The sequence below is a fragment of the Pseudomonadales bacterium genome (assembly GCA_024234165.1).
Classification (GTDB): domain Bacteria; phylum Pseudomonadota; class Gammaproteobacteria; order Pseudomonadales; family UBA5518; genus UBA5518.
On sequence record JACKOP010000001.1, the window covers coordinates 496,842 to 516,458 of the forward strand.

The window sequence follows — 19,617 nt, forward strand, 5'->3', positions numbered from 1 at the left end:
CTGCGGTTCAGGGCGCCAACGGCTGCGGCTGCGCCAGCGCGAGCAGCGCACGCACGGCAACCGCGTACATCGCGTAGTCCTGCGTGCGCGCATCACGGATCTGCTTCAGCAGCAAGCGCCACCGCGCCACGGCTGGCGCCCGCGCGGATTCCCAGCACTCGAGACAACGCTCGATATCCTGTTCTGCTGCCGCTTCCCGCGCAGTCTGCGCCACCTGTGCAACGACCGCACGCAACTGCCAGTCGAGCTCATCCAGATAGGACTCGCGCGCCATGGCCTGCCAGTAGCCGTCGACCGTGAGTGCACTGATCTGCTTGCCGAACCAGTAGAAATCCAGGCGCTCGTTCAGCGCAAAGGCAATCCGTGCCGTACGTTCCACCGCTAGCCCCTGCATCCGCGCTACATCGACCATCCCGAGCGCCGCAACCAGCATCGACGAACCGGCGAGCCCCACCGCCACTGGCTGCGGCAGCCCTGCAGCCAGCAGCTCGTCATGACGCTTGCGCCATGCGAGCTGCTGCTCGCCACGTGCGTACTCGCCCATCGCCACCTGGATATGTGCCACCGGCGCTGCCAGTGCCGCGACCTCGGCGCCGAGGTCGAGGTTGGCGCGCCGATTGTGAAGGAACCAGCGCGTGGCCAGACGCAGCAGCCGCTGCAGATCCGCGAACACCTGGAGCTGCACACGTGCATCCACCGCATGATCCAGCCCTTCCACCACGCTCCACCATTGATGCAGCCCGAACACGTCGCGTGCCTTCGCATACGCCTTCACGATTGCTGCAATGCTGGCGTTGGTGCTTTGCTGCAGACGCTCGATGAAGGTGATGCCCATCAGGTCCACGAGATCATTGCCGATCTGCGTCGCAATGATTTCGCGGTGCAACTCGTGCTGCAGCAGCCGTTCACCGAAACGTTCGACCAGACGCGCCGGGAACGCCCGCGCGATGCTTCGCGCCAGATACGGATCCTCGGGTAGATCCGAGGCGAGGATGTCGCGTTTCAACTGGCCCTTCACATAACACATCAGCACGGCCAGCTCTGGCCGGACCAGGCCCTTGCCCCGCGTGCGCCGTTCCTCCAGGGCATCGTCGCCGGGCAGGAACTCGAGGCGCCGATCGAGCACGCCACGGGCTTCGAGCGAGGATATCAACGCACGATGTTCGTTGATGCGCGCGGGCGCATCATGCTCCGCAATACTGACCGCCTGTGTCTGGCGACAGTTGTTCGCGAGTACCAGGCACGCAACCTCGTCGCTCATGTCTTCGAGCAACGCCGCGCGCTGCTGCGACGTCATCTCGCCGGATGCGACGATCCTGTTCAGCAGAATCTTGATGTTGACTTCGTGGTCGGAGCAATCGACCCCACCCGAATTGTCGATGAAGTCGGTATTGCAGGCGCCGCCGGCCGCCGCAAACTCGACACGCGCACGCTGCGTCAGTCCAAGGTTGCCACCCTCGCCGATGACGCGCGCACGAATCCGGGTTGCATCGATGCGCACACCATCGTTCGCCTTGTCGCCGACCGAGGCGTGATCCTCGTCGCTCGCCTTGAACCAGGTACCGATGCCGCCATTGAAGATCAGATCCACCGGTGCCGCGAGCAGCACGGATATCAGTTCGGCAGGAGTCAGACGCTCGGCATCGGTGGCAAGCAGACGGCGCATCTCCGCACCGAGTGCAATCGATTTCACATTGCGCGCGAATACGCCACCACCGCGCGAGATCAGCGCCGGATCGTAATCCGCCCAGCTCGAACGGGGCAACGCGAACAAGCGTTCACGCTCGGCGCACGCCGCCGACGGATCGGGGTCGGGATCAATGAAGATGTGCCGGTGATCGAAGGCAGCCACGAGCCGGATGCTGCGCGAGCACAGCATGCCGTTGCCGAACACGTCGCCCGACATGTCGCCGATCCCGATCACGCTGACCGGATCCTGCTGCACATCCACCCCGCGCTCGCGAAAGTGGCGCTGCACCGCGACCCACGCACCGCGCGCGGTGATCGCCATCCGCTTGTGGTTGTAGCCTACGCTGCCACCCGAAGCGAAGGCGTCGTGCAGCCAGAATCCGTAGCGTTCCGACAACGCGTTGGCGATATCGGAAAACGCCGCGGTACCCTTGTCGGCCGCGACCACGAGATAGGGATCCGGCTCATCGTGGCAGACCACCTCCGGCGGCGTCACCGTCACGCCATCGATCACATTGTCGGTGAGATCGAGCATCCCGCCGATGAAGATCTCGTAACAGGCCACACCTTCGGCCTGCACGGCATCGCGCCCCGCTTCGGCGCACAGCCGCTTCGGCACGAAGCCACCCTTGGCACCTACCGGAACGATCACAGCGTTCTTTACCTGCTGCGCCTTCACCAGACCCAGCACTTCAGTACGGAAATCCTCCAGGCGGTCCGACCAGCGCAACCCGCCACGCGCCACGCGTCCGTAGCGCAGATGCACACCTTCGACACGCGGTGAATAGACCCAGATCTCGTACATCGGTACCGGTCGCGGCAACCTCGGTACGCGGGCGCAGTCGAACTTGAACGAGAAATGCTCCCGCGCGACATCATCGCCAGACCGACGGAACCAGTTGGTCCGCAGCGTGGCGCGGATCAGCGCGAGATACGCGCGCAGCACCTGGTCATCGTTGAGCTGTTCGACCGCCTCGAGTGCCGCCTGGATCCGCGTCGCAACCTCCTCCTCGAGCCGACCGCGCAGCGAGTCATCGCCAGAGGGATCGAAACGCACGCGAAACAGTTCGATCAGCGCGCGCGCAAGCGGCAGATGCCGGCCCAGCACTTCGGCGACGAACTGCGGTGCGACGTTGTAGCGCACCTGCTTCATGTAGTGCGCGTACGCACGCAGGATCGCGATTTCGCGCCACTCGGACCCCGTACCGAGCACCAGACGATTGAACGCGTCGTTCTCGGCACGCCCGGCATGCACCGCGACGAAGCAAGCCTGTACCGCCGGTGCCACCGCAGCGATGTCGATCCCGGCGGCAAGCGCGTTGCTCAGCGTGAAATCGTGCAGCCAGAACTCACGTCCATCGGCGCGCACGAGTCGATACGGCCGCTCACCGTGCACTCGCATGCCGAGGTTCTCGAGCATCGGAATCACATCCGACAGTATCGCGCCATGATCCGGACAGTAGAGCCGGAAGCGGAGCATCGATTCCTCGTCCTGGCTGGAGCGATAGAAGCGTACCCCCGGCATCACGCCGGGTGCGCAGCGCTCGAACTCGCGGATGTCTGCCACTGCCGTTGTGGCATCGTTGTCGTCACGATAGGCACCGGGAAAGGCCTCCCCCCACAGGCGCATGTGGTGCATGCCCTCCTCTTCGTCGAACTCTGCGAGCAGCGACTGCTGCAGTTGTTCCTGCCACCGTTCGCACAGACGTACGACCCTGGACTCAAGCTCATCGACGTCGGGTTCGGTGGGGAGCGGGGAGCCGAGACGCATCACGAAATACGTGCCAACCAGCACCGACTCGGAAAAGAACGTGGTGCACTCCGAGGCATCGGCACCGAGTACCTGCATCAGCATCGCTTCGATCTTTTGCTGGATCTCCGTGCAGTAGACGTCGCGCGGCATGTAGACGAGGCACGACGCAAAGCGTCTGCGCGCATCGAAACGAATGAACAGTCGGGTCTTGCGCCGCTCCTGGATGTGGAAGATGCGCATCGCCGTGCGGAACAACTGCTCCTCGTCCGACTGGAACAGTTCATCGCGCGGCAACAGTCCGAATACGCGGCGAAGAGTCCGTTCGCGGTGGCTGCTGGCATCCGGGCGTGCCCGCGCGATCAGCCTCGCCACCTTGCGGCGCACGATCGGAATCTCTTCGGGATCCATCGAGTAGACCGCAGCGGCAAACAGCCCAAGGAAATTGTGCTGCGTCACGACCCGGCCTGCGGCGTCGTGACAGCGGACGGTCACATAATCGGGGTGTGCCGAGCGATGCACGCGCGAGCGCTGCGTCGACTTGAAGAACAGCGCCTGCGGACGTTCGCGCAGCACCTGCGGTCCGGATCCGGCCAGATCCTGCGCAAGAAAGTCCGCTCCCGGCGTCCTGCGAGTGCGCAACAGCCCAAGCGCCGAACCTGCGCGCACCTCGACGCGTGGGCCCGCCTCGCCCCACTCCACATCGAGCACCTCATGGCCAAGAAACGTGAAATTGTGCGCCAGCAGCCACTGCAGCAACGCACGGTTCTCCTGCCACTGTTCCTCGGCAATGCCCGTGGAACATCCGGGCAGACGCTCGATGAGCTCGAGTACCGATTCACGCATCGCAGGAAAGTCGCCGACTACACAGGCGACCTCGGCAACCACGCCAGCAAGCACCCCCACCAGTTCCGCACGCGCGACCGGGTCACCGATACGCGAGATTTCCATATACACCAGCGCCTCGCGCCGACGGCGCACACCGTCAGCGGTTACGGTCGCCGGCAGCATGCGCTGCAACCGATGGTTCGTGTCACGCTCCACGGTGAGGTCCGAACTCAGCAGCACGTGGATCACGATGTTGCGCCGGTTGAGCTCCAGCCGCAGTGATTCCGAAACGAACGGAATGCCTTCGGTGAGTACCAGCACCGCCGTATGGCGCGATGTCCAGCCGTGCTCTTCGCGGCGCGGATCGAAGACCGCGAGCTTCGGGCCGGCGTGATCGTAGTGCTGCAGATAGCGCCATGCGTAGTCGATGGCCGCGAACACATCCTGTGGATTTCGGTCGCGGATGTCCTCGAAGTCGATATTGCCGATCACCTCCGCCGCAAAAGCCTTCAGCGACGCGACTCCGTTCACGGTTGCACTACGGTCGATCAGTTCGTCAATCGACACCAGAAACCGCTCTCTGCCCGCCGAATCATTCATCTCGCCACCTGCACTGCGCCATATCCCGCCACGGAAGCCGATTCGCGCAAGCATAGTACGGAACCGTCGCAGTGCAGGTGCCAGTCAGCAATGTCAGCAGGAGCCAGTCAGTAATGGTGTCGGTACGGAACCGTCGCGGCCACAGGCGGTCGAAACGAACCGAAACATCCGGCGTACACTGGATCGTCGTTGTGGCTGGCTACAATGCACGCCGTCAAAGGCACGCCGCAGGTAGAAGGAGATATGGCTTGAGCACGCAGAGCGAACCGGTCGCGCAACTGCGCAACTGGCTGAGACAGGAAATCATCGGCCAGGAGCGACTGGTCGACGGGTTGCTGATTGCCCTGCTCGCCGACGGCCATCTGCTGGTCGAAGGCGCTCCGGGTCTTGCCAAGACCCGTGCGATCCGCCAGCTCGCACGCGGCATCGAGTGCGATTTCCAGCGCATCCAGTTCACGCCGGACCTGCTGCCTGGCGACGTGACCGGTACCGACATCTATCGCCCCGAGGACGGAAGTTTCCGTTTCCAGCGCGGCCCGGTGTTCCACAACCTTGTGCTCGCCGATGAGATCAACCGCGCACCGGCCAAGGTGCAGTCAGCGCTGCTGGAAGCCATGTCGGAGCGGCAGGTCAGCGTGGGAGGAACGACTCACGCACTGCCCGCACTGTTCCTGGTCATGGCGACACAGAACCCGATCGAGCACGAAGGCACCTATCCGCTGCCCGAAGCGCAACTCGACCGTTTCCTGCTGCATGTACAGGTCGATTATCCGCATGCGCAGGCCGAACGCGAGATCCTGCGTCTCGCGCGTCGCGAGGCTGCACATGCCCCGGCCCCGGCACCATCCATACTCAGCCAGCAACATATCTTCGCGGCGCGTGCAGCGGTCCTCGAGCTGCACATGGCACCGGCGGTGGAGGAGTACATCGTGCAGCTCGCACTGGCAACGCGCGGTGACGGCCCGCTGCGACGCTGGGTCGACTACGGCGTCAGTCCACGCGCAACGATCGGCCTCGATCGTGCTGCACGTGCCCACGCATGGCTTGCAGGGCGTGATTTCGTTGCTCCCGACGATGTGCAGACGGTGCTCTGCGACGTGTTCCGGCATCGCCTGATCCTGAACTACGATGCGGAGGCAAGCGGAACGACGCCGGACCGCGTGATCGACGAGCTGTTGAACGCGGTCCCCGTAGGCTGATCGACCATGCGAAGACGGATTGCGACACCGGCGTCGCACGCCCAGGGAGCCTTCTGCGACCTGCACGAACTGATCCGGCTGCGCGCCGAGGCGGCACGAATCAGGCTGCGCGCCCCGCCGGCACGCAATGCAGCCGCCGGCATGCACACCGGTTCCCGGCGCGGACGCGGCATCGAATTCGAGGAACTGCGTGCCTACGCGGCCGGCGACGACGTCCGCAGCATCGACTGGCGTGTCACTGCCCGCAGCGGACGCGTACACACCCGCGTATTCCGCGAGGAGCGCGAACGTCCCGTATTCCTGCTGGTCGACCAGCGCCGCGATATGTTCTTCGGCAGCCGCCGCACGCTGAAGTCGGTGCAGGCTGCACACGCTGCGGCATTGCTTGCGTGGGCGACACTCGCCGCCGGCGATCGCATCGGCGGCCTCGTCATCGGCGAACACGGACAACACGAGGTCCGCCCACGTCGCGATCATCGTGCCGTGCTCGAACTGCTGCGGAGCTGCCACGAGTTCAACCACCGCCTGGGCATTCCCTCTGCGGCGCAAGCGGCTGCACCGCTTGCACCCGCCTTCGCGGCACTGCGCCGCATCGTGCGTCCCGGCAGCCTGGTGATCACAATCAGCGATTTCTCCGGCTGGGATGCCGCCAGCTCCAGGGAGCTGCACCTGCTTGCACGCCATACCGAGAGCTGCGCGATCCACGTATACGACGTGCTCGAACGCGAACTGCCGCCCGTCGGTGCTGCGCCTGCCAGCGATGGGCTCCGACGCGTTGTGATCGATACCGACGACGACCGAACCCGGCAGCACCACACGGCACGGTTCGAGCGCAACGCAGGCGACGCTGCGCAGGCATTCGGGCGGCTCGGTGCGGCATTCATCGCACTGCCCACCGACCAGGCTGCCGCGACCACCCTCGCCAACGCGTTCCGCGGAACTGCACGATGAACGCCGCTGACCCCCTCGCCGGCCTGCAACCAATCCACTTCCCTGCACCGATCGGCTGGTGGCCGCCCGCCTTCGGCTGGTGGCTCCTTGCTGCACTGGCCGCGATCGCCCTGGTGCTGGTGTGCGTGCTGGCAACGCGCCACCGGCGACGCAACCGCTACCGGCGCGCTGCACTCGGCGAGCTCGAGGTGCTGTTCGCAAGCCTGCACGCACACGCCGATCCCGCAGCGTTTGCCGCCGCCGGCAACGCCTTGTTGCGCCGGGCGGCACTGTGTCGTTACCCGCCGGCTGAGATTGCAGCGCTGACCGGAACGGACTGGCTTGCGTTTCTCGACCGCAGCGGGCGTACCGATGCATTCAGCCACGGACCCGGGCGTGCACTGGCCGACGCACCGTATGATCCGGCATGCCGATACGATGCCTCCGCCCTGTACTGCGTGTGCCGCAGCTGGCTGAGGCGGCACCGGTGATCGAGTTCGCCCAGCCATGGGCCGCGGTGCTGCTGCCATTGCCACTCGTGTTGCGCCTGCTGTGGCGGCGCGCCCCGTCGTACGACGCGGCGCTCTATTTCCCGCACGCGGTGAGCAGTGCCGTCACGCCGGATGGCAGATCGCAACGCAGGCGGCTGCCGCACGTGCGCCTCGCGCTGATGTCGCTGGTGTGGCTGGCGCTGGTAGCGGCTGCGAGCGCACCTCGCCAGGTCGGTGATGCCGTCGCCACTCCGGCCAGTGGTCGCGACCTGATGCTCGCGATCGATATTTCCGAGAGCATGCTGACCGAAGACCTCGAACTCGACGGACACACCGCCGACCGTCTTGCCGTGGTGCGGCGGGTTTCACGCGATTTCATCGGCAGACGCACTGCTGATCGTATCGGGCTGATCCTGTTCGCGAGCGCCGCCTACCTGCACGTACCGCTCACCTTCGACCACGCCACGTTGCAGCGGCTGCTCGACGAGGCGCGCATCGGATTCGCCGGACGCCAGACCGCGATCGGCGATGCGCTGGGGCTCGCCGTGAAGCACCTGCGCAACCGTCCGGAACACGCGCGCGTGCTGATACTGGTCACCGACGGTGCCAACACGGCCGGCGAGCTGCCGCCACTGCAGGCAGCCGAACTCGCGGCGCGGGCTGGCCTGCGCGTCTACACGATCGGCGTCGGTGCGGAATCGATGAGCTTGCCGGGGCTGCTGGGCGGCATGTTCGGGGCGAGACGACTGAATCCATCCGCAGACCTCGACGAAAACACCTTGCGCCGGATCGCGGAACTTACCGGCGGGCAGTATTTCCGCGCACGCGATGGCAGCGAACTGCAACGGATCTACACCGAACTCGATCGCCTCGAGCCGGTGGAACAGAACGCGCTCTACTACCGTCCACGGGTCTCGCTGGCGCACTGGCCGCTGGCGCTTGCACTGACGGTGACGCTAGTGCTCGCTGCCAGCCTGCTGCGGCCACAGCGCAGCACATCGCCACGTGGAGGCTGACCCGGTGCATGCCCTGCTGACCGACTTTCACTTCCTGCGCCCGTGGTGGCTGCTCGCCCTGTTGCCGTGCGCGCTGCTCACGCTGTGGCTCGCACGCCGGCACCGCCGCCCGCCGGTGTGGGGCGAGCTGATCGACCCGATGCTGCTGCCACACCTGTTGCTGCCGAGCGACGCGAAGCGATCGAAGGCGCTGCCGATGCTGTTGTTCGGCGGCTGGACGCTCGGCGTGCTGGCGCTTGCCGGACCAGCCTGGGAGCGGCTGCCGGAGCCGGTGGAGCGCAGCAACGATGCGCTGATCATTGCACTCGAACTCGACGCCAGCATGCGCGCCACCGACCTTGCCCCGTCACGGCTGCAGCGCGCACGCCACAAGATCGCCGACATCCTCGCCGCACGCCACGACGGCCTGACCGCGCTGATCGTCTACGCGGGCGACGCACACGTGGTCACTCCGCTGTCCGACGACGTCAACACGCTGGCTGCCATGCTGGCGGCGCTCGACCCCGCGATCATGCCCGAACCCGGTAACGATCCGCGCACTGCCGCGGAGCTGGCCGCGCAATTGCTGCATGGTGCGGGGCTGAACGAAGGTCGCGTGCTGTTCGTCGCCGACGCATTTCCACGCTCCGCGCAGGCAACGGTCGCGCATACCCTCGCTGGCGCCAGACTCGGCTTCTCGCTGCTTGCGGTCGGCACCGCGCAAGGCGCACCGGTTCCGCTACCCGACGGCGGGTTCCTGCGCGACCCCGATGGTGGCATCCGCGTTCCCGGAGTCGATCTTGCAACGATGCGCGATGCCGCGGCCACGGCGCGCGGGCGCTTTGCGCAGCTTGGTGTGGACGACAGCGATATCCGTTACCTGCTGCCTGCCGAAGCAGCGGTACCGGCACGCACATCCGCGGACACGAACCGCCGCTTCGATCAGTGGCAGGACCGGGCGCCGTGGCTGGCTCTCGCGCTGCTGCCACTGGCAGCGCTGGCATTCCGGCGGGGCTGGCTGCTTGCGCTGACGCTGGCGGCACTGCTGCCCGCACCACACGCCGACGCGCTCGAATGGCGCGATCTGTGGCTGCGCAAGGATCAGCAGGGAGCGCAGGCTCTCGCTGCCGGTGAAGCCGAACGCGCCGCGGGACTGTTCCGCTCCCCGGCATGGCGCGGTGCAGCGCAATATCGGTCAGGAGACTACGTCGGTGCAGCCCGGAGCTGGTCCCAGCAGGACGATGCGACGGCGCACTACAACCGTGGCAACGCGCTGGCGCGTGCCGGTCGGCTCGACGCCGCGATCGCAGCCTACGACGCCGCCCTCGCACGTGACCCGCAGCTTGCCGACGCAGCCGCGAACCGTCGTCTGGTCGAGGAACTCGCACGCCAGCGCAACGCCAACCCGCAGACTGGCGGCAACGATCGCAACGGCTCACCGGCGGACTCGCAGGATCAGGCAGCCGGAACCCCGCAAGCCGACACCGCGCAGGCGCCGTCCGCACCCCGGCCGGGATCGAGCGGCGGTAGCGATTCCGCAAGACCGTCCGGACCCGATGCCAGAGCCGATTCCGCAACACACCCCGGAGCCGGCACCAACGGAAGCCCAGCGACCGAACCGAGTGCCGCAACCGGCGCAGACTCCGCAGCCGTGCAGCAACTGCAGGAACACGATGCTGCGGGTGCGGGCGACGAGTCCGGCCAGACTCGAGATGTGCAACCGCAGGCAGAAGGCAGTGCAGCGTCGGCGCAATCGCCAACACACGCCGCAGAAGACACAGAATCCGTCAGCGGCGCCGCTTCGATTGCGCCCGACCAATCCGCAGACAGCGAAGACGACCAGGCGATGGAGCACTGGTTGCGGCGCATCCCGGACGACCCGGGCGAGTTGCTGCGGCGCAAGTTCGAGTACGAGAACCGGTCACGTAACGACGAATCCGGCAGGAGCAAGTGGTGATGGAATCGCTGACGCTGTGGCGCTTGATCCTGCTGCTGCTCGCGTTCGGTGCCGCAAGCGCGTCTGCCGGCGTCACAGCCCGCGTCGACCGCGAGCATCTGTCCCTGTCCGAAAGCCTGCAGCTCACGATCCGCGTCAGCGGGAGCCTGGACGCCGACGCTCCCGATCTCACGGCTCTGGAGCAGGATTTCGAAGTGCTGGAAAGAAGTCGCAGCTCGAGCTTTTCGATCGGCGGTGGACAGCGTGAGACCGCCACCGAATGGCAGATCACGCTGGCACCACGACGCAGCGGTCAATTGCAGATTCCCTCACTCGCGGTCGACGGCGAAAAAACGGATCCGATCACCGTCACGGTCGACACCGACTCCGCGGCAGCCGCTGGAAGTGGCGACATCAGGCTCGAAGTCGAGGCCGATGCCGACGAGCTGCACGTGCAACAGCAACTGCTGGTCTCCGTTCGCGTGCTGCATGCCGTGAACCTCGAACGCGGTGCGACGCTGGAACCACTCGTGATCGATGGCGCCATCGTCAGCGAACTCGGCGAGAACACCCATACCAGGACTATCGGCGGGCGACGCTTCGCGGTATTCGAGCGCCGCTACGCCGTTTTCCCTCAGCGCAGTGGCGAGCTGCTGATACCGTCGATCGGCTTTCGTGCCGCAGTCGGCCGCGCCGGCGGTGGCTGGTTCGACCAGTTCGGCGCACGCGCCATCCGCCTGCGCTCGCAGGAGAAGCAGCTGCGTGTGCTGCCTCCGGTGGATCACGCCACGCCATGGTTGCCAGCACGCGTGCTGACGCTGGTCGAAACCTGGGACAAGGACCCGCAGCAGCTGCGGGCCGGCGATTCGGCAACGCGCACGGTCACGCTGAGCGCACACGGATTGACGGCGGCACAACTTCCCTCGCTACCGGCGACAGCGACACCCGGGTTACATTTCTACCCCGACCAGCCACGGCTCGAAGACACCCCGGGCGAAGACGGCATCACCGGCACCCGCACCGAAAGTGCCGCCGTGATCCCCGAGCACGCCGGTACCTTCGTGCTGCCTCCGGTCGAGTTGCGCTGGTGGGATACCGTCAATCGGCGCTTCGAAGCCGCCCTGATTCCGGAACGCACGATCGAGATCCAGCCTGCAGTAGCCGGGGCCGGCACACCGACAGCGCAACCGGCTACGTCAAGGCAGGTAGGCGAAACGGATCCGGCAACCAACACGACAGATGCATCCGGTCTTCCCGGCTCAGGCGAGTCCGCCGCTGCGAACCCGTCGCTGCCGTGGATGCTCGCGACGCTGCTGTTTGCGCTCAGCACCCTGTTCACGAGCTGGCGGTGGCGGCGAGCCGCGCGCAGTCCGCGCCCGAGCCTCCCCGCGGCGCCGGCCCGGAACGTCCAACCGGACGAGGACTCCGCGTTTGCCACCCTGCAGGCCGCGTGCACCGGCGCGGATCTGGCACGCATCCGCACCGCCTTGCGTGCATGGGGCATGGCTGCATTCCCGGACCGGCACATCCTCAGCGCCAGCGACGCGCTTGCAGCGATCGCGGACGCGGCCGTGACAGCCGAATACGAACGCCTCCTCGCCAACACCTACCGAGGCGACACCAGGCTGATCGATGCTACCGGGTTCCTGGCCAGGCTTACGGCGCATCGCACGCGACTGCGAGGTCCGCGCGGGTCCGACGACCTTCATGCGGGCGATCTGCCACCGCTGTACCCCCACGGCAGGTCGGCATAGTTCGACGGCAGAGCTCGTGTGCAGCCGCGACGGCGGGTTGTCCTGATCAGGCCAGGCTCTTGGACACCACCTCGAAACAGTCCCGTGATAAGCCACGGTGTTCCAGCAGTTTCTCGAGTTCGGCACGCATGCCGTCACGATACGGTGCCGAAAATCTGCGCCAGCGTGTGAGCGGCACCAGCAGGCGCGCCGCGATCATCGGGTTCAGCGCATCGATCTCGGCAACCTGTTCGCCAAGAAAGCGATACCCGGCATGGTCGGGCAGATGAAAGGAACCCGGATTGGCGTTTGCAAAACTGCCGATCAGCGCACGCACCTTGTTCGGATTGCGTACGTCGAACTCCGCGCTCACACGCAGGCGCTTCACCTCGTCGAGCGTATCGATGCCGCTGCGCGTCGCCTGCGCCTGCAGCCACAGATTCATCGCCAGCGGTTCGTGATGCCAGCGTGCACGGAAATCGAGCAACATTTCCTGCGCCATTTCGCGTCCGATCGTGCCTGTTGCCTGCAGCATCGCGTGCAGCGCAGCGAGCACATCGGTCATGTTCTCCTGCGCGTGGTACTGCTGGTATGCCAGATCGCGCACCTCCTCGTCGTCGAGCAACAGCAGGTACGAAAGACAGGCGTTCTTCAGGCTTCGCCGTGCAATGTCGGCTGCTTCGACACGATACGCCGAACCACCCACGTTCCCCAGGCAGCATCGCAACAGCGGGTCGCGCAGCGTCGACGCAATGTCCCTGCGCAGACTGCTCCGCGCCGTGTGGATAGCCTGCGGGTCTATCGATTCGACGAGGTCGGCCAGATACGCCTCGCCAGGCAGGATCAACATCTGCGCAATCAGCGCCCTGTCGCTGGACGTGTCACCGAGCAGCCCGCGAAAACCGTCGAGCAGGTGCTCGTCGGCCGCCGGCACTGGCGCGGCGCCGGATGCGGTGATCCGTTGCTGCAACACCCGTACTGCCAGCGACTGTCCCGCGTCCCAGCGTGCCACGCCATCGGTGTCGCGGCGCATCAAGGCAGCAAGGTCGTCCAGACTGTACGCATACCGCAGCCTGAGCGGCGCCGAGAAACCTCTCAGCAAGCTGGGCAACGGTCGTTCGCGCACGTCCTGGAACTCGAATTCGTGTTCGGCGTCGGTGAGTTCCAGCACCCGCTCGCTCCCACCTGCAACGGCTTCTCCGGCAAGGCGCAGCGGGATTTCGCCATTGCTGCCGAGCAGCGCCAGGCGAACCGGAATATGAAAGGGTTGCTTGAACGGCTGCCCCGGCGTCGCCCCGCAACTCTGCACGAAACGCAGGCGGTAACACCCGTTCACGGCATCGTACTCGTCACTCACCGCAAGCTGCGGGGTACCCGCCTGCGTATACCAGCGGAAGAACTGCGCGAGATCGCGTCCGCTCGCGTCTTCCATCGCACGCACGAAGTCCTCGACCGTGACTGCCTGCCCGTCGTGGCGCACGAAGTACAGGTCGCAGCCACGGCGAAACGCCGGCGCACCGATCAGCTCGCGGATCATCCGCACCACCTCGGCGCCCTTCTCGTAGACCGTCAGCGTGTAGAAATTGTTGATCTCGATGTAGGAGTCCGGGCGCACCGGATGCGCCATCGGACCGGCATCCTCGGCGAACTGGCTGCTGCGCAACAGGTTCACGCCTTCGATGCGGCGCACCGCACGTGAACCGGTGTCGGCCGAGAATTCACTGTCGCGAAAGACCGTGAAACCCTCTTTCAGGCTGAGCTGGAACCAGTCGCGGCAAGTCACGCGGTTGCCGGACCAGTTGTGGAAGTATTCGTGCGCGACGATCCCGGCGATACGCTGGAAGGCTGCATCGGTGGTGATTGCGGGATTCGCGAGCACTGCCTGGGTGTTGAAGATGTTGAGTCCCTTGTTCTCCATCGCGCCCATGTTGAAATCGTCGACAGCGACGATCATGAACGTGTCGAGATCGTACTCGCGCCCGAATCTTTCCTCGTCCCAGCGCATCGCCTGCTGCAGCGAGCGCAGCGCGAACCCGCATTTGTCGAGATCCTTCTCTTCGACGAAGATCCGCAACACGACCTCGCGACCGGAGCAGGTCACGAAACGATCCTCGACCCGGGCAAGATTCCCGGCTACCAGCGCAAACAGATAACCGGGCTTCGGAAACGGATCCTCCCAGCACACCCAGTGACGACCGCCGTCGAGATCGCCCGCACCGGTCCGGTTGCCGTTGCTCAGCAGTACCGGGAAGCGCTCGCGATCGGCGACGATCGTCGTCGTGTAGCGCGCAAGCACGTCGGGGCGATCCGGAAAGAACGTGATGCGCCGAAATCCCTCGGCTTCGCACTGCGTGCAGTACATGCCACGCGAAAGGTACAGCCCCTCGAGCGCGGTGTTTTCCCGTGGCTGCAGTTCGACCAGCGTTTCGAGTTCGAAGCGATCCGGAACCTCGTCTATTTCAAGACCGGCCGCATCGTGGCGGTAGCGCACTGTCGGCAGCGCGACGCCGTCGAGCATGATCGAGCGCAACACAAGCGCATGGCCGTCGAGCCGCAGCGTTCGTGTCGGCTGCACTGCAGCCGGATTGCGCACGATACGCAGGCGACTGCGCACTCGTGTGGCGTCGTCACCCAGTTCGAAGTGCAGATCGACGTGACTCACCAGATACGGTGGCACATGGTAGTCACGCAACAGCACCGCACGCGGTGACGCATCGTCCATCATCGACGCCTCCTCAGCCGGCCAGGCCGCTGGCACGCACGATGCGGATCAGCTCCGGTTCTTCGTCGGCAGGGGTTGCGCAGACCTCGCCACGTGTCTTGCTGCCGCAATCGATATAGCCCGTACGTTCCTCGCTGGGCAGATTGTGCACCTCCCACGCGATCAGCGCCTGCATGCACAACTCGCGCTGCTCACCGGTCAGCGCTGCACCGTCGGCCCATTTGCCGATCTCGATCGCACGCCGCAGGCCGCTGTGTACCTCCGGCGTGATCAGTTGCAGCATCGCCTCGAAATCCATCGTGCTACCTCCCATTGGCTCCCGTGGCGGGGGGGCGCGAGTATAACAAGGCAGCGCCGAACCCCAGCAGCGCACCCAGTGCCAGGCCTCCCGCGTGCGCGGCATTCGCAATCGCACCGAACCCGATCGCCTCCACCACTCCGCTCATGCACACCAACAACCAGATCAGCATTGCCGCCATCACCCCGGGCGGAAGTGTCACAGTGGGCTGTGCCCCCATGCGCGTCCATGCCCATGCATAACCCAGCAGTCCGTAGATCACGCCCGACATGCCACCGAACATCACGGTGCCATCGTAGAGGTACTGCGCGATGTTGCCGCCAGCGCCGGTCAGCACCAGCAACGCCAGCATCGTGAGCGGGCCGCGTGTACTCTCGATGCGTCGGCCGAGCTCCCACAGCCACAGCATGTTGAATGCCAGATGCAGCAGCCCGAAATGCAGGAAAACCGGCGTGAGCAGACGCCAGTATTCGCCCCGGCCATAGGTGGCAATCACGCTTTCGAACACGGGGTTTCCGGCGGGATCCAGATGGAAGCCGGTGAAGCTCAACCAGCGCAGCATGCTGGCATCGTGGTCGAAGAACACCAGCAGCGTGCCCGCGATGCTGAGCACGATCGCCGTCAGGGTGAGCGGCTGGCGCCGCCAGCCGCTCGCAACCGCTGCACCGGCGCGCTGCAGCCACGCATGCCGTGACGGCAACTCGGCCACCGGCAGCTCACCGGCCCGCCAGCGCTCGAACGCGGTACGCACCTCCGCCACGTCCTGCTCCCGCGCCACCACCAGTACCTGCCTGCCGTCCGGCGTATCGAAGACGCGATGTACGATGCGCCGCTGCCACAGGTAGCGGCTGAATTCGGCCAGCTCGACGCCGATGCGTGTTTCGATCGCGACGCAAGCACTCATCGCGGCAGATCCCGAAACAATGCACGCACGCGCTCAGTCGCCATCGGGACGACTGCCCCAACCGAGCTTCGCACGGCAGATCGCATAGAAATTGTGATCCAGTGGATGCAGCAAGCGCAGGTGCTCGGGCTTCTTGTGCACGTGCACCATATCGCCCGGACTGGCAGAGAAATCGAGCTGGCCATCGCAGCTTATGGCCGGATGCAGGTCGTTGTATTCGTTGATCACGATGCGCACGCTGCTGCTGCCGTGGATTACCAGCGGCCGACTGCTCAGCGTGTGCGGGAACATCGGCACCAGCACCAGGGCATCGAGTCCGGGGTGCATGATCGGTCCGCCACCGGACAGCGAATACGCGGTACTGCCGGTAGGCGTGGAAATGATCAGGCCATCCGAGCGCTGCGTATAGACGAACTGCTCCTCGATGTAGAGCTCGAATTCGATCATGCGTGCCGAAATGCCCGAGTTGAGCACCACGTCGTTCAGCGCGTCGCCGCGCGCGAGTACACGATGTCCACGCGTGACCACCACATCGAGCAGAAAGCGCGACTCGATCAGATAACGCCCGGCGAGCACCTCACTGATCTGTGCCTCCAGCTGTTGTGGCGAAATATCGGTAAGAAAACCGAGACGGCCGCGGTTCACCCCGAGCACAGGAGCGCTCTGCGCTGCCAGCGCGCGCGCCGCACCGAGCAGGCTGCCGTCTCCGCCGACCACGATCACCAGTTCGGTATGCCGCCCGATCTCCTCGCGCGGCAGCACTTCCTCCGGCAACGAGCCGAGTTGCTCCGCCACCTCGCGCTCCACCACCACCTCGCGTCCACGCGCGCGCAGCAGCTCACGCAGATGTACCAGCGTCTCGAGAACCTCCGGGTTGCCGACCCGTCCCATCAAGCCGATGCGGTGAAACTGGCTCATCGCTGCGCGAACTGCTTGTGGATTTCACAACGGTCATGCAGGCCAGCCATGAACTCGACCGGCTTCAGCAGCTTCTGCACAGGTTTGGCGCACGGCCCACCGTCGCCACCCGCGCCCTGACAGACCGGCTCGTGATAGTGCGCCAGCCAGCGCCGGTAGTGATCCAGCGATACCCCGCACTTTGCGGCCACGTAGGCTTCGGTGTCGCCCAGATAGATCCGCAGTTCCTCCATCGGAATCGTGATGTGTCCGGCTCCTGGCTGGTACGCCACGAACTTGACGCCCTTTTCCTTCAGCGCCGCAAAGAACTTGTCTGCACCCTCGCCCATCAGGCGCAGCTTGTCACGCCGCAGCTCCGTGAGTTCGCTGCGCAGACTCAGCAACTGCTCTTCCTGCAGCGCACGCTCCTGTTCGAGTCGTGCCAGTTCCTCGTGCATGCGCGCGTCGCGCTCGGCCAGTGCAGCATCACGCTCGCATTCTGCCGCACGTCGCGCCGCCTCGATCGCTGTCCGCGCCTGTCCTGTGTGTTGGCGCAGTTCCTCCTGCAGGCTTCCCTTCTGCTGCTCGAACACCTTCTGCTCGGTTGCCAGACGTTCGCGCAGTGCCTGGCGCTCGGTTTCCAGCTTGCGCACCTGCTCGCGGGCTCCGGTCAGCTCACGCTGCAGTGTCATCACATCCCGGCGGGTCTGCTCGCGCAGCGTCTCCAGTTGCTCATTGCTCTGCTGCAGCAACGTGAGCAACACCTCGGAGCCGCCCTGCACCGGAGCCGCCATGACGGGAGCAACATCCACCCGCGGCGGCGGTGCGGGCGGCGGTGCCGGGTCGGACACGTCCAGGCCAAGCCGGTTCATCTGCACGCGTTCACGCAACACATCGAGCGTGTTGCCCGCCGGGTCGAAGCGCATGTCCCACAGCTTGTCGGCCTGCTCTGCCAGCGGACACTGGCTGCGCGTGACGAGCCGCACCGGCCCCGCTCCCAAATCCGGGCCGATTGACACTCCCCGCTCCGCCAGCATGCGCAGCGGCACATCCCAGTTCCGGTCGGGAAAGCCCTCGGCGTCGAACGGGATCAGGAAGAAAACGGCCGTCTGCGGTACAAGCCGCGCGTCCAGGCGCACATAGACGGCCTCGAGCGTGGTTCCGACGAAATCACGGATCGGCACCACGCAGTCCAGCAGAGCCTCGAATTCCGCATACAGCATCTCGCACACGATCTGGCTGTCGTGGAAAAAAACCACGGCCTCCTGCGTCTGCGTCGAGGATTTCTGGTGGACCGTCATCCGCGTTTCCCTGAATCGCTCCGCTGGACTGCATGCACAGCGGCAGAATCGCCGTTCATGTTAGCAGTCCCGCGGAGCCGGTGGGGTACCGGAATCGCCTCGGCGATGCGGATGCGCTTCAGGCGCGGTCGAGTATGAAGCGCTCGCGGTATGCGCTGAACAGGTTCACCAGTTCGTCGCGGTCCAGGCCGAACTCCTCGAGCGTGTAGTGATGCGTCGCCCGCTGCTCGCGCCGGTTGTTGCCCAGCCACTTCGTGGCCAGCGCTTCGGCTGCGGCATCCGTTGGTTCGCCAAGGAGGTCGAGCACCCGCCGCCATTCGGCGAGCGGTGCGCGCTGCACGCTGCGGTAGTCGACATCGATGAAACGCCCCGCACTACCGGTATCGCGCGCCCGTGTGAATCGATCCAGCAGCGCGGCCCAGCGCTGCGCCGTGAAGCGTCCGACCGCGACGCGGTCGAGCTGCTCAGTCGCGGCACCGTGCAGCGCGGCGACCATGCTGCAGTACGACGGGACCGTCTCGAGCGGATCGCGGTGCGTCATCACGAAGCGCGCCTCGGGAAACACGGCCGTTGCCGCACCAAGCGCCGCGAGGTGCCCGGGAGTCTTCAATACCCAGCGCTTGCCGCCCCGCGCCTCGTCCTGCCATTGCAGGAAACCGAGTACCGCACGCAGCTCACGATAGGCCGGCGTGAGATCCGCTCCGTCCAGCCAGGCCGAGTAGGACGGAATGTACGCATAGGCTTCGGGCTGCGTGCCAACGAAGAACTGATCCAGGATCATGATCTCCTCGTCGGCCCCATCCACCTGATACGGATGAATCGACAGCAAATCCGGTGTGATGCGCAGCATCTCCGCAATCAGATCTGCGGCCCACTGGCGCCGGGCGGCAGGTTGGCCACGCATTTCCCCCGGAAAAGGCGCGTAGTTCTGCGCTTCCCAGAAACGCACTGCGGTAAGGCCTGGAGCCGTCGTCAGCAGGCGGTGGAACAGCGTGCTGCCGGTGCGTGGCAACCCGACGATGATTGCAGTCACCTCGACCGATTCGCTTGCAATCTCCGGATGCAGCCGCAACGCATCGACCATTCGCAGCCGGTTCACCAATCCCGTGACGATACGCTCATGATGGGCAGCCACACCCGCCGCGCTGAGTCTTGCCTCACGATTCAACGCCTCGAGCATCACCCCGAGCGGCTGCATGAACCACGGGTCGCCGAAATCGTCCAGCCCCGCTCGCTTGCGTGCGTCCGCCAGAAGCTCGTCCGCTTGCAACGAAAACTTGTCTGTACTCATGTTTTTGCGCCCCGCCCGGTAGCTCGCCACTGAACCCGGCTGCCAGTACGACA

At 65.4% G+C, this 19,617-nt stretch carries 13 protein-coding genes; 6 read left to right on the forward strand and 7 right to left on the reverse strand.

The genetic code is table 11. The features are described 5' to 3' along the window. Nucleotides 1–7: 7 nt before the first annotated feature. Nucleotides 8–4,867 carry an NAD-glutamate dehydrogenase gene (locus tag H7A12_02105; GenBank protein MCP5319622.1) on the reverse strand — a complete coding sequence of 1,620 codons (4,860 nt, stop codon included), beginning with the start codon at nt 4,865–4,867 and terminating at the stop codon, nt 8–10. Between the two features lie 113 nt (nt 4,868–4,980). Between H7A12_02105 and H7A12_02110 the strand changes: the two genes are divergently transcribed. Genes H7A12_02110 through H7A12_02135 form a run of 6 tightly spaced genes read left to right on the forward strand, consistent with a single transcriptional unit; the run spans nt 4,981 to nt 12,172 of the window. Next, on the forward strand, nt 4,981–6,066 hold the full coding sequence (locus tag H7A12_02110) for an AAA family ATPase (protein ID MCP5319623.1): 1,086 nt from the start codon (nt 4,981–4,983) through the stop codon (nt 6,064–6,066). Nucleotides 6,067–6,072: 6 nt separating this feature from the next. After that, a complete protein-coding gene (locus H7A12_02115; protein MCP5319624.1) occupies nt 6,073–7,017 on the forward strand; it encodes a DUF58 domain-containing protein in 945 nt (314 codons plus the stop codon). Continuing rightward, nucleotides 7,014–7,487 carry a DUF4381 domain-containing protein gene (locus H7A12_02120; GenBank protein ID MCP5319625.1) on the forward strand — a complete coding sequence of 158 codons (474 nt, stop codon included), beginning with the start codon at nt 7,014–7,016 and terminating at the stop codon, nt 7,485–7,487. The genes H7A12_02115 and H7A12_02120 overlap by 4 nt, the downstream gene beginning before the upstream one ends. After that, nucleotides 7,484–8,503: a VWA domain-containing protein gene (locus H7A12_02125; protein MCP5319626.1), complete on the forward strand. Its 1,020-nt coding sequence runs from the start codon at nt 7,484–7,486 to the stop codon at nt 8,501–8,503. Before H7A12_02120 ends, H7A12_02125 begins: the two co-directional genes overlap by 4 nt. Nucleotides 8,504–8,507: 4 nt before the next feature. Further along, nucleotides 8,508–10,439 carry a VWA domain-containing protein gene (locus H7A12_02130; protein ID MCP5319627.1) on the forward strand — a complete coding sequence of 644 codons (1,932 nt, stop codon included), beginning with the start codon at nt 8,508–8,510 and terminating at the stop codon, nt 10,437–10,439. Then, entirely contained in the window at nt 10,439–12,172 is a 1,734-nt protein-coding gene (locus H7A12_02135) for a protein BatD (protein MCP5319628.1), read from the forward strand. Before H7A12_02130 ends, H7A12_02135 begins: the two co-directional genes overlap by 1 nt. 46 nt (nt 12,173–12,218) lie before the next feature. Here H7A12_02135 and pepN read toward each other — a convergent pair whose 3' ends face one another. From pepN to H7A12_02165, 6 genes are all read right to left on the reverse strand, one after another. Continuing rightward, entirely contained in the window at nt 12,219–14,873 is a 2,655-nt protein-coding gene (gene pepN, locus H7A12_02140; protein MCP5319629.1) for an aminopeptidase N, read from the reverse strand. Between the two features lie 13 nt (nt 14,874–14,886). Beyond that, nucleotides 14,887–15,171, reverse strand: a complete 285-nt coding sequence (locus tag H7A12_02145) for a DUF1315 family protein (protein MCP5319630.1) — start codon at nt 15,169–15,171, stop codon at nt 14,887–14,889. A gap of 4 nt (nt 15,172–15,175) precedes the next feature. Continuing rightward, a complete protein-coding gene (locus H7A12_02150) occupies nt 15,176–16,075 on the reverse strand; it encodes a rhomboid family intramembrane serine protease (protein ID MCP5319631.1) in 900 nt (299 codons plus the stop codon). Between the two features lie 33 nt (nt 16,076–16,108). After that, nucleotides 16,109–16,993, reverse strand: a complete 885-nt coding sequence (locus H7A12_02155) for an NAD(+) kinase (protein ID MCP5319632.1) — start codon at nt 16,991–16,993, stop codon at nt 16,109–16,111. Further along, entirely contained in the window at nt 16,990–18,273 is a 1,284-nt protein-coding gene (locus tag H7A12_02160; protein MCP5319633.1) for a hypothetical protein, read from the reverse strand. Before H7A12_02160 ends, H7A12_02155 begins: the two co-directional genes overlap by 4 nt. Nucleotides 18,274–18,391: 118 nt before the next feature. After that, a complete protein-coding gene (locus tag H7A12_02165; GenBank protein MCP5319634.1) occupies nt 18,392–19,564 on the reverse strand; it encodes a sulfotransferase in 1,173 nt (390 codons plus the stop codon). Nucleotides 19,565–19,617 lie beyond the last annotated feature (53 nt).